Raw genomic sequence first — 14,466 nt, 5'->3', positions numbered from 1 at the left:
TTTAGTGTAGATTATTTTGTTTAATTTAGCAATCATTTTTCTCCAATTATTTTTGCGATATATAACTTTTTTTGTTTTTTACGAGCGAAAACAAGACAATAAGTAGATACCGATTATTCCAAACAGAAAACTTTCAGGTTCCGTTAAAAATGTGTAAAATGGAAAGCAAGGAGAGTGAAATACTAATGAAAACAATTACAACTGCTGACCAATTTAATGAACTGATCTCTGGTGATCAAAAAGTGCTAGTGAAATTTTACGCTGGATGGTGCCCAGATTGCACACGCATGAATATGTTTATCGATCCAATTATCGAAGAATACAACCAATTTGACTGGTATGAACTTAACCGTGATGAGCTTCCAGAAATTGCGGACAAATATGATGTAATGGGTATTCCAAGCCTACTAATTTTCCAAAACGGTGAAAAATTAGCACACTTACATAGTGCTAATGCTAAAACACCTCAGCAAGTTACAGAGTTCTTATCTGCTCAACAATAATAAAAAGCGAGCTGCATTTCTTTTTGAAATGCGGCTCTTTTTAGAAAGGAGATTATGATGCGCCAACAATTGTCGTTACTCGGAAAATCACAATATGATGCAGCCATTTCACCAAACTATCATAATTCCGCTTGTGGACCTACAACTGTACACGTAATCTTAAACTACTTTGAAAATCAAGCTCCTTCGGTAAATGAACTTTATAAACTTCTCGGTGGTACAAAGATCGGGTTATTTAAGTGGCGCCTAATTCGCAATCTTCGCCGGCTTCGTCCGACATGGGAAATTCGCGATTGTACATTAAAGGAGGCTATGCAGGAAATCGATGCAGGTCGCCCTGTCGCCATACGCTTTGACCGATATTTTAGCCTAAATTGGTGCGATAAAAAATCTGCCTTCGCCTATCATTGGGTACCTCTCATTGGCTATGAAATACGAAATGATGAGCTGTGGTTAATGTTCCATGATAATGGTGGTGCTGATCGTGAAAGCAAAATTCGAATGGCTCCTTTTAAAGATAATGAAAAAGTATTGAGTTTCGTGAAAATTACACCGAACTAGGTGAGAGCGTGCCTGTAATATGTTAGACACGTTCTTTTTTCATCAATAATTCAAGGCTTAATTACTCAAAGATTGTATGAAAAAAGCAGAGCATATTTCTATACTCTGCGAAGATGATGTCTATTTATTAAATAAGTGAATACAATGAGCGTGCCTGCTTGGCGATTAATGTGTAGCCATGTTCTTCTATTTCTTTGAACGTTTGGGGCTCGTAATTTGGTAATACTAAGTTCGTTAATTCTGCCTCAATTGGTACATTCGTTTGAATGGTTGCAAGCTCGTGTGACAATTTTAGCATATCTAAATTCTCTTTAATTTTCGTACGTTGACCAGGCTTTAATTCGTCTAATGATGTAAGAACATTTTCAATAGAACCATACGATTGAATTAACGCGAGTGCCTGCTTTGGTCCAATTCCCTTAACGCCTGGGTAGCCGTCACTCGTATCCCCCATAAAAGCTTTGACCTGTGCAAATTGAATAGGTTCGATGCCATATTCCTCTTGAAAACGTGTATGCGTATAAACGTCATACTCTGTGTAGCCTTTTTTCGTAAAAGCAATTTCCGTTGACGGTCTTAAAAGCTGCAGTAAATCCTTGTCTCCGCTAATTACCGTAATGTCAGCCTCATCCTGATATTTTGTAATCATTGAGCCAATTAAATCATCTGCCTCCATTCCTTTAACACCGAAGTTTTGCCAGCCGATTTGTTGCGATAAATTTTTCGCCATATCAAATTGTGGTAGCATTTCCTCTGGTGGTGATGGACGATTAGCCTTATAACCATCAAATAATTCGTTGCGGAATGTATGTGCCCCCATATCCCAACAAACAGCTAGATGGGTCGGCTTCATAATAGATTGTGCCGTTAATACATGACGCACAAATCCTTGGGCACCATTAGAAGGTGTCCCATCCGCAAGGCGAATATAATGCCCCATCGCTGCAGACGCAAAAAATGAACGGAATAATAGCGCCATGCCATCAACAATTAATAGTTTTGGTTTTGTTGTCATAATAATAATCCTCTCTATAACAATACAATGATTGTATTCATCTATAATATTTCAGGTGTGTTGATTAACCATTTGCATCTACGCTCATTAATTAGATAACCGAATTTCTGCTACGGGATACTCGCTTTCCTACGGGTGAGCGTCGAGTAGCCCTCCGCTACAATCAGCTAAAAATGAGCATACATAAACAAAGTATCTACAAAAAAATTCTTTTGTCGGTCAATAATAAACCTATAATTTCCTAATCAACAGGCCTGCCATAATATATTAATATTAAGCATTGTTCTATTATAGCAAACTATCATCAAACTTCATTGTAAATATATACAAGCCATCATTCTACGGCTCATTTTCCAACTACCTAATTTGGGCGTTGCCTTTCTTTTGAATACGATTGCGGTAATCCAGTCGAATACCTGTTAGCCATTGTAAAAATGCTGTCACGCCCAGCTTCACTGTTTCCGGGCGTAGGTCCCCCTCCTTTGGATCTGCGAAGACAAAGTCAATATGGCGGACTCCTTCATTTTCCCCAATGAGCTTTAGGATATCGAATAATTCATAGGCCGTTAATCCACCTGGTGTTGCGGCAGGTACATCTGGGGCAAATGTAATATCGAGTACATCTAAATCGACCGATACATAAATACGATCCACCTCATACATAAGCTGTCGGAGCATTTCGCGAATAGTTAATTGAATACCATCACGACGCATTTGCTTTAACGTAATCATATGTATTCCTTGTTCTTTCGCGTAGTGAATCATTTCTGGTGAATTAAAAAAGCCGTGTAGCCCGACATTATAAACATGTTTCCCCTCTACAATCCCAGCTGCAATGAGCTTCTGCATTGGAGAATCCATGGCTAAACCAATTTCCTCCTGATTTCGGGCATCCAAATGCGTATCAATTTGAATAATCCCGATGCGATCCTTTGGAAAAGCATTCTTTATTCCTCTTAGAGAGCAAGCTGTAATCGCATGATCTCCACCTATAAGACAGGTGAAACTTTTAGAATATGCGGTACTTAAGCTTTCTGCTGCAGCTTCTATAGCTGACTCTGAAAGCATTCTATCAGTCTCGTGGATGGCCACATCGCCAACATCAACGACTGCCAACGAGCGCAAATCTACTTGCTCATCTAAATTATAAGATTGAAAGCTTGGCCAAGCTTTTCGAAACGCTGTTGGATATAGTGCTTTTTCGGAGGGTTTACTTGCATACGATAATAAAGCACCATAGAAAATAATATCTACGTCACTCGGAAGTGGATTTTCTTTTTGCTTAATCCATTGATGCATAGCTGAACCATTTTCTTGCTTATACTGCCATTCTGGTTGAATAAACATGTTAACGACCACCTTCATGCTATTTTTCTATATCTTAGCGTGGGGTTGATTTCCGTTCCGGCTGGGCGCTTTGTAGCTGCCGCTTTGCTTTCGCTACAGAAAACATTTGTTGCTGCCGCTTTGCTTTCGCTACAGAAAACATTTGTTGCTGACGCTTCGCTTTCGCACAGAGCAAAGCTTCCTGGGGGCGTTCAATGAGCCGCTTCACTCGCTTTGCTCGCTCCAGGGTCTCGGGCCAACAGATGTTTTTTGCGCGAAAGCGTAGTGCTAACGCAACGTCAGCAGCACGATGTTGGTCACGAAGGCGTTATCACAGGATGTGATGCTCTTAGCCTTCGTTCCTCTATTGCTGATCCCCGAGGAGTCGCCCAGCCTCCACTCCAATCAATTTATCCACATGACATATGTTTTAACAAAATGTCACCCCGACTCTTGGGCGATGAGCCATATTGAAGTCAATTGCCCTATGCTACTTTATTGTTCTTACAAATATACCTAAAGAATTTCCTTCAACATCATAGTACCATTAGTACATACAATTTCGTCAAAGCTCAGGATTTTCCCTCTTAATTTTAAAAAATCTCCACACTTCATTTACCCCTATAAACACAAAAAAGTAACAAACTAGGCACTTTTCTAGTTTGCTACTTTTTATGTTGGGATAAAGGGGGCTTCTTTCCCCCACCGATTATTAGTCTTCACCAATCGGGCTTTTGCGGGCTAAAGATTGGCAAAGCTCTGCGACCTCATGCATCGTGTAGCTTTGAAAGTTATATTGATGACGCAATTCCTGATAATATAGTAAAAGTTCCTCAAGCATAGCTAAATTTTTTTCAATGTTCTTGCCAAAATTATGAGGGTGCCACCATAAATGGTAAAAAGCTTTAGACATTGCAGCTGCATGCATTCCCTCTTTAATACGTTTAACCTTTAAGCCTTCAAAAAATCGTAATGGGCTACAATAGGGTCTTAAAAATGCACTTGAACGAATGTTAATAAAGGAATCCTTTTGCATGTCCTCAAGCGTTATCAGATGATTTCCTGTTACATTGACATAGCTATCCAGCCATTTTTTTGCACCTAATAGTCGACCTTTTTTCGTGAATTTTTGGGGATCGTATAACGGATGTTTTTCATTTCCTCTATAGCATATAAACCCTACTTCCTGACATGCTGAGAAATATGCTTCATTCACCTGATTACGCGGAAATACAATCGATTTCATCGGTGCGATATATTCTTCACAAATCATTGCAGTTGCGTGTAAGTCTGCACGAAAATCTGCTTCAGTTTGTCCATTTTCTAAACAGTAAAAATGTGAAAATGTATGACTTCCTATTTCTTGATGTGGTGTACGTTTAATCTTCTCAATTAAGGATTTGCCGAAATGTAAGAGGTCATCCTGCTCATCTTCTCCTACTTTTGCAAATTGTGTATGTGCTGCATAATGCCTGTTTTCATATTTTACAGGGATCCCTCTTAAGTAGTGAGCCATTTCTGCTTTTGTTTCTGCAAACAATAGTCCCACTGTGGCCCAAGTCGCATGAATACCATATTGTTCAAACAACTCTAGTATTTTAGGCAATGCCTCACGTACGCCATATAAATTTTTATTGTATTGCCCGTACTTAAACACATCGTGGACACCCCAATTTAGTTCAAAATCCAATGATATGACAAGACCTCCACGATTCACTTCAATTACTACTTCCTCCATTTTTGCACACCCAGTAACAGTGCACGAATTTTTGATTGGGTAATGTAGCCAGAGTATACATCGATGACTTGCCCACCGAAGCCTTGCTTAAACGCTCGAACATTTTGGTCATCAGTTAACTTCCCCATATCATATAAAACAAAGCCCTGCTCCTTTAAATGCAATAAATTGTGCCATAGTAAGAAACGATTTGCATAACGAACTGGTCTTTTTAAATGATCTGGCACCAATTGCGAATGACAAGTCGCTACATAATAGGACATCGCTTTTTTAGCGTATACAATATCGAGTCTATAGCAAAGTGTTTGTCCACAAATACTTCGAATCTCAGACAACCATAGCGCTCCTTTATCTTTTAAGTGCGTAATAGCTTCCATTTGAGACTTAGTAATGAGCTCGAGTTTTTTCCTTTTCGCAAAACTATTATAAAACTGTTGAAAGGCTCGTAAATTTTCATCTGATGGTTCTTTATAAATAAAAACTTGATAGGACTCTTTTTGTGCACGACGAAGTATTTTTCGATTACTTTCTGAAAGAGCAAGATACAATGATAACTCACTATCTGTCAGGTGAATATGAACCGTTTCACTTTTAACAAGCTTACGACTCGGTACAAGTGAATTTGTATACCCAATGACCTTCATCGATTTTCTAACATTGGCTGGCTTTTCTACAAAATAAAAATGCTGCATTGCGATATTCCATCGCTTACTTTTAATGGACAGAATGAACATCGCCCCCACTCTCTGTGTATTTTTCTACATGATTTCGCTCATAACGAGCACATTTAAAATGTTTCATTCGAGAAATACGTTTATAGCCTAGCTGCAATAATCGTTTACGCTTTCGCCATTGCCAAAAGCGTGCAGTAACCCAAAGTGTTTGTGCAGGTTTCATTTTTTGGAAAAAGGCTGTGATAATATCGATATTTTTATAAACATCATAGGTTAAAAAATATGTCTGCTTTGGCAGTGTTTCGACAATTTGCAATTCATCTACACGCCAGTTCACCGCATGTATCGCAAACGCAGGCTTATTCGTTTCTGCAAAAGAATCTTTATAAATAGTGTATCCCTTGTAAAATAAAGAAATAATCTCTTCCTCATCGAGTTCCATCGCCTCCTGAATCGACAACTCCTCAAACAAATCTCCTACAGGTCGATGTGGTGTCTCACTATCTGATGGGGATAATTCATACAAATCCACTTGCTTAAAACGAATAAATTTTTCTACGAATAGTTGTCCATATTCTAGCCAATCTTTTACTTTTCCATACTTTACTAAGTAACGTAATTGGCCTAGAGTATTGCGTTTCCATTCAACCATACGATGATTGCCTTTTAAAAATTCCTTTAGTCGTTCCTTTAGCGTAAAACGACTCGCCAAAAGCTTTGCCCGCTTCGTTCCACTGCTTACGAGCATACGCCTTGTAAAATCAATATTAGAGCGCCAATCGAACTTATACGGCTCATAGCCAATACTCATATCGAACAAGCGATAGTTTTCAGAATAGATTTGCTTGATGGTTTCTTGATTCACTAATCTGCCCGGTCCAAATATATTAAATGTCGGCTCATGTGCAAGTGCGTAAGTAACATAACGTCCTCGACAGCAAATTCCATAGGTAAAGGCAATCCATTGGTCTTCAAAAACAAGTGCGTCTACTTTGACTTGCAATGCCTCCTCTTTTAGAAGCGTTAACTGTTCGAAAAAATCCTTTTTCTTACCTTTTGTAAAATCACTTGTGTCTATTTTTTTTGCCCATCGTCGATTAAATAATCTAAACATTTGCCAAAGCTCGTCCTGCGAAGGTATTTTCCTCGTTAATGAGCCTAATTTTCGTAGCTTCCGTTCTCTTCTATCCACACCATGCATTTTTCTACGTTGATTGAAATAATTATTAAAATCTATATCGTGAAAGGCAAGATACGGTGTCACTACACGAAAAATACTCGGGCGTAACTGCCTTTCAACAAAATATTGCTCAATAACCTTTGTAGAGTCTTTGCTTTCCAATAATCCATGAAATGAAAATAGTAGATGTTTATATTTTTCAATGAGCTGATCAAATACAAAGGTCGTCGCAGGCAACAGCCATTCTTTTTTCGCTACAACACCGGAGTAATTTGCAATATTTTCTCCCGTCAGAGCATAAATTCGTACACCCCATAGTAGCCGAACCGTGAAAGGGAAAAAGGCAATGATCGTACCATTTTCTTCAACAGCATAGAGCTCAACACGCTCTCTACGCCCAACGATTTGCCACCAGTTATAAAACCAAGCAAATTCTATAAATGGATTATCATTGCCCTCCGCTGCTAAAATTCCATCCCAAATATCCTTGTACCACATAAGCTCATCATCTGTTCGAATGCGAATTAATTGCAAATTAATCACCTTTCTTAACGGACTTTGATACAGCCTGTTCGTAGACAAATAGAGTTTTCTGATACATTGGTAGAAACGTAAAATTCCTTAAAAATCGACGCTCACTAGCGTCCCCCATTTTTTGTCGTAAGTTCTTATCCATCAACAATTGTTTAAGCCTGTTCTTTAGTGTGCCCTTATCATCTCGGTTAATTAAAAATCCATTCTCATTGTCAGAAACCAACTCATTGACGCCACCTACATTCGTGGCGATAACCGGAAGTCCCGCTCGCATCGCTTCTATAATTGAGATCGGTAAGCCCTCCCAATCTGATAGCAAAACAAATAAATGACTTTCCTCAAGCAAAGAGGTGACATCTAATTGATTGCCTAAAAATGAGACACGATCCGTTAAACCTTTAGTAACAATAAATGTTTCTAAATTAGGACGTAATGAGCCATCACCTATTAATTGAAGGCGCCAAGGTATATCAGAAAGCTCCGCTAAAGCTTCTAGCAATAAATCCTGTCTTTTTGGCACTTCAAAACGAGCAACCATCACAATTAATGGATGCTCCTCCTTCTCTCTATTAGGTGCTACTTGCTTCTCTATTTGGTCGATGCCATTATGAATCGTTAGCATTTTATGAGCAGGAGCAATTTTTTTCGTTAATGCTAATTTGCGATCGTATTCAGATACCGTAATAATTTTAGCTGTTAACGGCTGAACTGATTTTTCCATTCGACGATACAGCCTCTTTTTTTTATGTGGTACGCCTTCTGTAAAACTCCAGCTATGAGCTGTAAAAACAGTTGGAATGCGTAAAAGCCTACCTACTACACGTCCAATTGCGCCCGCCTTTGATGAATGAGCTGCAATAATATCTGGTTGTATTTTTTTAAATGCGGCTCTTACTTGCCAAAAGGTTTGTAAATCCTTTTTAAAGTGAATCGCTCGCTGCATGTCTGTAATACTAATAACATCAATTTTTTCTTCTTGAAAACGCCACAATGATGGATCATAAAGACCCGTTACAATGGTTACCTCGTGAGCATCTTGCTTCAATTTTATGGCAAGTGCCTCCACATGCTTTTGCGCTCCGCCAATCTTATCCATACGTGTAATAAGCTGAACGATCTTCAGGATCTAACACTCCTTAAATTTTAATAAGCACCTGTTCTCGCTAAAACTACGTAAAATGTTTTGATGATAATTTTTATATCCATCCAAAATGAATATTTACCAACGTATTCTAGGTCATATGAAATTTTTTGTCCGTGAGAAATATTAGAGCGGCCGTTAATTTGAGCAAGCCCTGTTAAACCAGGCTTTACATCTAAACGTCGTGCCTGCAAAGTGTTATAAGCATTTGTGATAGTTGGAACTTCTGGCCGTGGTCCAACAATACTCATATCTCCTTTTAAGACATTAATGAGCTGTGGAATTTCATCAATACTTAACTTCCGAAGAACGGCCCCAACCTTCGTGATGCGTGCATCCTGTTCAGTTTTAAAATAAAAATCATCTGGAATTCCGTCTGCACACAATCTAGGCATTTTCACCGGAACTGCCTGTAAGGTCATTGTCCGCAACTTCCAAATAACAAAGCGCTGATGTTCCTGTCCAGTACGAATTTGTTTAAAAAAAACAGGGCGACCTGTACTAATGAGTAAGATGAGGAAAACTACTAACATAAGAGGAATGGTTAAGAAAAGTAATAGGAGTGCCCCCGCAATATCAAAAATTCTTTTTCCGTACTTACTATAAAATGTCTTAGTCTGAGCTAACTGCTGCTCGTGCAATACATCATCCTTTACATTTTTTTTGCACTTAACTTTATATATTCATTTGGGACATTTATAGAACTACTTTTGATAAAGCATTTTCATAATAATATGTGAAAAAAAGAGGTTCATCACCATAACGTGGGTTGATTTCCGTTCAGGCTAGGCGCTACTCGAAGAGCCATCATATACATGGCATACATCTCAACAAATGGAATACCCCACTTTTAGTGATGCGTCAAAAAAGGAGTTATTTCAAAATTATTTTGAATAACTCCTAACCATGATCATATACTCAGCCACGAATTGAAAGATGTTCCATGTTACCCTTGTATAATTTGCACAGCACATGCTATTTGAACATTTCCTTTTAACGCCTTACTGATCATACATGTTTGTTCTGCCTTCTCAGCTAATCGTTCAATTCTTTTTTGTTCACGTTCAGTTACATCTTGTACAACAATTCTTGGCTTATGTACGATTTTCTCATAAGTAAAAACACCATTCGTGACATCCACAAAACCTTCAGCTTGCATAGACAAATCCAACACAGCAATCTTCGAATTTTCAAGTAACGTAGCCAGTGTAATTAAATAACAGGTAGCTGCCGCTCCAAGCAGCATTTCATCAGGATTTGTTCCGATCCCTGGCCCATTCATTTCTCGAGGAATAGAAATTTTCGTATTTAGATTGTCCGCTATAATAGTACCTGCCCCATTTCTCCCCTCCGACCATTTCAAATTCATATTAAATAAATGTTGAACCATAATAAAATCCTCCTTTTGGTTATGTGGGTATGATTAGAGCGCTTACCTGAGCAGTCCCACACTCTCGGATCAGTTTTCTTGATTACCCGACCAATTCTATTACCAACCGAATCAGTTTGCAAGGTTGCCCCAAGCGGCTCATCGTACGCCCCCAGGAAGCTTTGCTCTGTGCGAAAGCGTAGCGACAGCAACAAATGTTTTCTGTAGCGAAAGCAAAGCGGCAGCTACAAAGCGCCCAGCCGGAACGGAAATCACCCCCACGCTATGATGATGGGTAATAAAAGTGATTATAAATAGATTTTGGCCCATCATCGGAAATTTGGGATGACATTTTGTTAAAACGTATCCCATGTGATTTAGTTGATTGGAGCGGAGGCTGGGCGACTCCTTGGGGATTAGCAATAGAGGAACGAAGGCTAAAACCATCACGTCCTGTGATAACGCCTTCGTGACCAACATCGTATTGGCCCGAGACCCTGGAGCGAGCAACGCGAGTGAAGCGGCTCATCGGACGCCCCCAGGAAGCTTTGCTCTGTGCGAAAGCGTAGCGACAGCAACAAATGTTTTATGTAGCGAAAGCAAAGCGGCAGCTACAAAGCGCCCAGCCGGAGCGGAAATCAACCTTACACTATGGCGATAATCGCTTTTCTTTGAATTATTAATGCAATAATAAAACATCAAATATTTAAGAAAAACAGGAAAACTGATTTTATGGTAGAATAGAAAAAACAATTCTTTAGGAGATTTAAAAAATGATTTTAACAAAGCAACAAGCAATACAAGCACTTAAAAAGAACAAATTTATCGGTTTTACTACTAAAACAGGAAATATTATTATGAAAAAAATGAATAAAACCGATTATAATATTTTCGTATTTGAAGAAGGCAAAGATAAACCAGTGCGTTATGTAGGCTCTATTATGAATGTAATGGCTACAATGAGCGACAAAGCTTCTAACAAGGATTTTGTCATTATGGAACAGCTTGCACCTCAAAATAAAGAAGAGGCTACGACTGTGGACAAAGAGGAAGTTAAAGAAGTAGCTAAGCCTGTAGAGAAAGAAGAAGTTAAAGAAGTAGCTAAGCCTGTGGAGAAAGAGGAAATTAAAGAAGCTACTAAGCCTGTAGAAAAAAATGAAGCAAAAAAAGCAAAGAAAGAAAAAGCAGAAGAATCAGCTGACATCGATGAAGAAAGACGTGCCATTTCCGGTTACGAAGGCTTATATGATGTTACAGCGAGCGGTCGAATCATTAATGTGCGCGTAAATCGTCCATTAGCTCGATGCAACGATGAATATGGTTTCCATATTGTTCGTCTAACAAAAGAAGGTACTGCTTCAAGTCATAATGTATTTGAGCTTTGGAAACAGGCATTCCCAGAACTTGAACAAACTAATTTTAAAGGTGCCTTAAAAGCGAAATATGGTACAGGCTGCAAGTTAACTGATAAACCAGGTGTACACTTTTAATCATTATAAACCCCTAGCGTCGTTGCATTGACGCTAGGGATTTTTTTAGGTAAGAGTGATACTTGCTATTGATCTTCAATCATTTTCACCTTTTGATTGAAGGTAACGGGCTCTTTATACCTTTAGCAAGGTCTGTTCTTCCTTATTAACTGCATTTGCCATATGCGTAGTTGCAATATAGCTTAATGTCATGCCTGGTCCTATTGTTGCACCTGGCCCTGGATATGTTTCGCCCATTATAGAGGCCGAGCAATTCCCTGATGCATATAACCCTTCAATTGCCGTACCGTCTGCCTTTACAACGCGAGCATGCTCATCCACCACTAAGCCACCCTTAGTCCCGATATCTCCAGGATATAAAGCGAGTGCATAAAATGGAGCATTAGTAAGCTCTGCTAGGTTCGGATTCTTCAAAGTAGGATCTCCATAATAATTATCATAAGCACTATCTCCTCGGTGGAAATCTTCATCTCGACCATTCCGAGCAAAGGCATTGAAGCGCTCTACATTTTCTACTAAATTCTCCACTGGAACATTCATTTGCCCTGCAAGCTCTTCGATTGTTTGTGCACTTTTCACTATGCCGTTATCAAACCAACTTTTTGGGAAAGATTGTCCTGGGAATAATCCTGTGAAAATATACCGACTCTTTGCTGTTGCATCGATTACTATCCAAGAAGGTATAGCATTTTTTGTTTTTTGATGGTGAATATGCATATTGTCTACAAATTCATGATAAGGTGCCGCTTCATTCAAATAACGTTTCCCATCACCATCCACAACCGTCATATTAGGAACACCGCGGTCCGCAACAAGGAAAAAAGGATGTCCTTGAGGATCAATAACGGAAGGGGCTCCCCATACTTTATCCATTAAATCTAGTGTCGCCCCTATTTTCACGCTTGGTTCGATAATATCTCCCGTTTGCCCCTCTGGTGAAGAAGTCCATTTTGCATTTGTTGGTGCCGGCAAATATTTTTCACGATATGCTTGATTATGAGAAAAACCACCTGAAGAAAGCACTACTCCACGCTTCGCCTCGATCCGCATCTCCTGCCCATCTCGTTCAACTATGATACCAGTCACTCGATTATTTTCGACGATAAAATCTTTAAATGCAGTCGAGATCCACAGTTCTCCATTCGCTTCTGCAAGTGACATTCGTAAACGAGCAATTAGCGCTTCCCCTAATGCAACAGGCAGACTTCCTGTAACTTTCGATTTCACTAATCGTATACCTAATTTTAACGCAGTTGTTTTCCCTTTTGTCGTGCGGCTAATCATATTTACCTTATGAAATTCAGAACTATTCATCGTAAAGCCTTTAGTGGACAATGTAGAACGACGCATCGTATCTGCTAATGACCCCATTTTCTTCAAATCAAAAATAAGTGGCTCAATCGACCGTCCTTGAGGGAAGCCACCTGGTTTTTCAGGATAATAATCTGAATAACCTTTCGCATATTGGAAACGCATATGCCTAGTATGATTATTTAAATACCTTAACATTTCTGGTCCTCGTTTAATATAAGCTTCCTTTAAAGCCTCTGGTACACGATCACCAATAGTTGAATCTAGGTATAAACGCGCTAGTTTATGTGTATCAGGAACACCCTCACCCTTAATCACATGATTATTTGGAATCCATAGTGCTCCACCAGACAAGGCAGATGCCCCACCATAACGCTCTGTCTTTTCAATGACTAATGATCTCATGCCCTGTAGCTTTGCTGTCAAACCTGCTGTTAACCCTGCTGCGCCTGAACCTACTACTACCACATCATAACTCGCATCCCATTTCATACTTCCATTCCTCACCTTCATTAGTAGTTACTAAATCAATGAATCTGGTATTACTATAAAAAGTATAGAATTTAAATAATTTTCAGTCAATTTAATATCACCCTATTTGTGATTAATGTCTGTTCCGCTTCAATTACGCAGATTTCGTTAATAAAATCCCTAAAAGTAGATTTATCGATAAAATAACCTTTTACTTATTAGTAATGAATACAAAGAATCTTTTTCAAAAACTGGCGATTATCATATTCGTTTCTACTTAGCATATATTTTATCAATTATGCCTCGGCATAATTGCGTCCGGAATCAGCTTTGTGCTTGCACAAAGCTGATTCCGTGACATTCGCCGAAGGCTTTAACTTCTTTCAGCGGTGTTTAGACACCCGCTGAAAGAAGTTAAAACGGCTTAAAGAATATATAGGGTGGAGGAATTTTGTAGTTGAGTGCAATGATACTTGGTGGTTTTCTTTTTTTTAGCGCTAGCATCGGAGGAGCTCTAGCTTGGGTATTCTCTAGGCTATTCCAGCATACAACTCATGGATTATCATTACTAAGTGGAGGATTTTTAGTTGGCATACTTGTAGTAGACGTCATTCCTTCTTCTTTTCAAATGTACAAATCAATCGGCCTTATACTTGGAATTTTGATGGGCTATTTAATGTTTGAAATACTTAATAGTTTATTTCACACTTCCCATACACAAAATCCCTCTGTATCACTACTTGCAATTGCTATCATTATCCACACCATTCCGATGAGTCTTACTGTCGGACAATTACTAGGGAACTCCGCATTAAGTATTGCCATAACAGCTTCCATTATTCTACATCATCTACCAGAAGGCTTTGCACTTTCAACAGCATTACTATCACAAGGAGAAAGGCTATGGAGACTCTTTGTTTATTTTGTAGCATTTTCGATTTTCTTTAGTATTTTCATACAGATCGGCCAATATTGGGAGTTATCTAATGAGGCACAAGGAGTACTAATGGGTGTATCGATTGGGTTAATCGCAACTGCCAGTATTTCAGAATTTATTTTACATCATATTCGTTCAGTATCACGAAAATCCTTTATAGCATTTATTTTATTAGGTTATTTATTAAGTCACTTATTTCATATGCTAGTCGAATAA

17 protein-coding genes are annotated in these 14,466 nt (G+C 38.8%); 7 read left to right on the top strand and 10 right to left on the bottom strand.

Annotation, left to right across the window (positions count from 1 at the left end):
* The first annotated feature begins 158 nt into the window (after positions 1-158).
* Both ACFCYJ_RS14560 and ACFCYJ_RS14555 read left to right on the top strand, forming a co-directional pair.
* Positions 159-503: a thioredoxin family protein gene (locus ACFCYJ_RS14560; RefSeq protein ID WP_376074655.1), complete on the top strand. Its 345-nt coding sequence runs from the start codon at positions 159-161 to the stop codon at positions 501-503.
* Positions 504-560: 57 nt separating this feature from the next.
* Positions 561-1,064 (top strand): C39 family peptidase, encoded by a 504-nt coding sequence (locus ACFCYJ_RS14555; RefSeq protein ID WP_376074688.1) that lies wholly within the window; start codon positions 561-563, stop codon positions 1,062-1,064.
* Positions 1,065-1,191: 127 nt separating this feature from the next.
* On the opposite strand, the gene ACFCYJ_RS14550 is transcribed toward ACFCYJ_RS14555, so the two are convergent.
* From ACFCYJ_RS14550 to ACFCYJ_RS14540, 3 genes are all read right to left on the bottom strand, one after another.
* Positions 1,192-2,079: a 5'-3' exonuclease gene (locus tag ACFCYJ_RS14550; protein ID WP_376074653.1), complete on the bottom strand. Its 888-nt coding sequence runs from the start codon at positions 2,077-2,079 to the stop codon at positions 1,192-1,194.
* Between the two features lie 357 nt (positions 2,080-2,436).
* Entirely contained in the window at positions 2,437-3,426 is a 990-nt protein-coding gene (locus tag ACFCYJ_RS14545; protein ID WP_376074651.1) for an agmatinase family protein, read from the bottom strand.
* 34 nt (positions 3,427-3,460) lie between these two features.
* Positions 3,461-3,634: a hypothetical protein gene (locus tag ACFCYJ_RS14540; protein ID WP_376074650.1), complete on the bottom strand. Its 174-nt coding sequence runs from the start codon at positions 3,632-3,634 to the stop codon at positions 3,461-3,463.
* A gap of 41 nt (positions 3,635-3,675) precedes the next feature.
* Between ACFCYJ_RS14540 and ACFCYJ_RS14535 the strand changes: the two genes are divergently transcribed.
* Positions 3,676-3,879: a hypothetical protein gene (locus ACFCYJ_RS14535; protein ID WP_376074649.1), complete on the top strand. Its 204-nt coding sequence runs from the start codon at positions 3,676-3,678 to the stop codon at positions 3,877-3,879.
* 238 nt (positions 3,880-4,117) lie between these two features.
* On the opposite strand, the gene ACFCYJ_RS14530 is transcribed toward ACFCYJ_RS14535, so the two are convergent.
* The 6 genes from ACFCYJ_RS14530 to ACFCYJ_RS14505 all read right to left on the bottom strand — a co-directional run bounded on the left by ACFCYJ_RS14530 (position 4,118) and on the right by ACFCYJ_RS14505 (position 10,062).
* Complete coding sequence (locus ACFCYJ_RS14530) at positions 4,118-5,143, bottom strand: polysaccharide deacetylase family protein (RefSeq protein ID WP_376074648.1); 1,026 nt, start codon at positions 5,141-5,143, stop codon at positions 4,118-4,120.
* Positions 5,131-5,877, bottom strand: coding sequence for a hypothetical protein (locus tag ACFCYJ_RS14525; protein ID WP_376074647.1), 747 nt, complete (start codon positions 5,875-5,877; stop codon positions 5,131-5,133). The genes ACFCYJ_RS14530 and ACFCYJ_RS14525 overlap by 13 nt, the downstream gene beginning before the upstream one ends.
* Positions 5,858-7,540 (bottom strand): GNAT family N-acetyltransferase, encoded by a 1,683-nt coding sequence (locus ACFCYJ_RS14520; protein WP_376074646.1) that lies wholly within the window; start codon positions 7,538-7,540, stop codon positions 5,858-5,860. The genes ACFCYJ_RS14525 and ACFCYJ_RS14520 overlap by 20 nt, the downstream gene beginning before the upstream one ends.
* Positions 7,533-8,627: a glycosyltransferase family 4 protein gene (locus ACFCYJ_RS14515; RefSeq protein WP_376074645.1), complete on the bottom strand. Its 1,095-nt coding sequence runs from the start codon at positions 8,625-8,627 to the stop codon at positions 7,533-7,535. Before ACFCYJ_RS14515 ends, ACFCYJ_RS14520 begins: the two co-directional genes overlap by 8 nt.
* 47 nt (positions 8,628-8,674) lie before the next feature.
* Entirely contained in the window at positions 8,675-9,313 is a 639-nt protein-coding gene (locus ACFCYJ_RS14510; protein WP_376074644.1) for a sugar transferase, read from the bottom strand.
* A gap of 305 nt (positions 9,314-9,618) precedes the next feature.
* On the bottom strand, positions 9,619-10,062 hold the full coding sequence (locus ACFCYJ_RS14505; protein WP_376074643.1) for an SACOL1771 family peroxiredoxin: 444 nt from the start codon (positions 10,060-10,062) through the stop codon (positions 9,619-9,621).
* A gap of 124 nt (positions 10,063-10,186) precedes the next feature.
* Here ACFCYJ_RS14505 and ACFCYJ_RS14500 point away from each other — a divergent pair, with 124 nt between their 5' ends.
* The 3 genes from ACFCYJ_RS14500 to ACFCYJ_RS14490 all read left to right on the top strand — a co-directional run bounded on the left by ACFCYJ_RS14500 (position 10,187) and on the right by ACFCYJ_RS14490 (position 11,531).
* Positions 10,187-10,330 (top strand): hypothetical protein, encoded by a 144-nt coding sequence (locus ACFCYJ_RS14500; RefSeq protein WP_376074642.1) that lies wholly within the window; start codon positions 10,187-10,189, stop codon positions 10,328-10,330.
* A 120-nt stretch (positions 10,331-10,450) separates the two neighbouring features.
* Positions 10,451-10,702 (top strand): hypothetical protein, encoded by a 252-nt coding sequence (locus tag ACFCYJ_RS14495; RefSeq protein ID WP_376074641.1) that lies wholly within the window; start codon positions 10,451-10,453, stop codon positions 10,700-10,702.
* 112 nt (positions 10,703-10,814) lie between these two features.
* A complete protein-coding gene (locus ACFCYJ_RS14490) occupies positions 10,815-11,531 on the top strand; it encodes an NUMOD4 domain-containing protein (protein ID WP_376074640.1) in 717 nt (238 codons plus the stop codon).
* Between the two features lie 114 nt (positions 11,532-11,645).
* Here the strand turns inward: ACFCYJ_RS14490 and ACFCYJ_RS14485 are convergent, their stop codons facing one another.
* On the bottom strand, positions 11,646-13,334 hold the full coding sequence (locus tag ACFCYJ_RS14485; protein ID WP_376074639.1) for an FAD-binding protein: 1,689 nt from the start codon (positions 13,332-13,334) through the stop codon (positions 11,646-11,648).
* Positions 13,335-13,779: 445 nt separating this feature from the next.
* Between ACFCYJ_RS14485 and ACFCYJ_RS14480 the strand changes: the two genes are divergently transcribed.
* Positions 13,780-14,466: a ZIP family metal transporter gene (locus ACFCYJ_RS14480; protein ID WP_376074687.1), complete on the top strand. Its 687-nt coding sequence runs from the start codon at positions 13,780-13,782 to the stop codon at positions 14,464-14,466.

Origin of the sequence: Lysinibacillus sp. NPDC056232, assembly GCF_042267565.1 — a bacterium.
Classification (GTDB): Bacteria; Bacillota; Bacilli; order Bacillales_A; family Planococcaceae; genus Lysinibacillus.
Note: the sequence above shows the minus strand (reverse complement) of the source record. Positions and strands in the feature narration are given on the sequence as shown.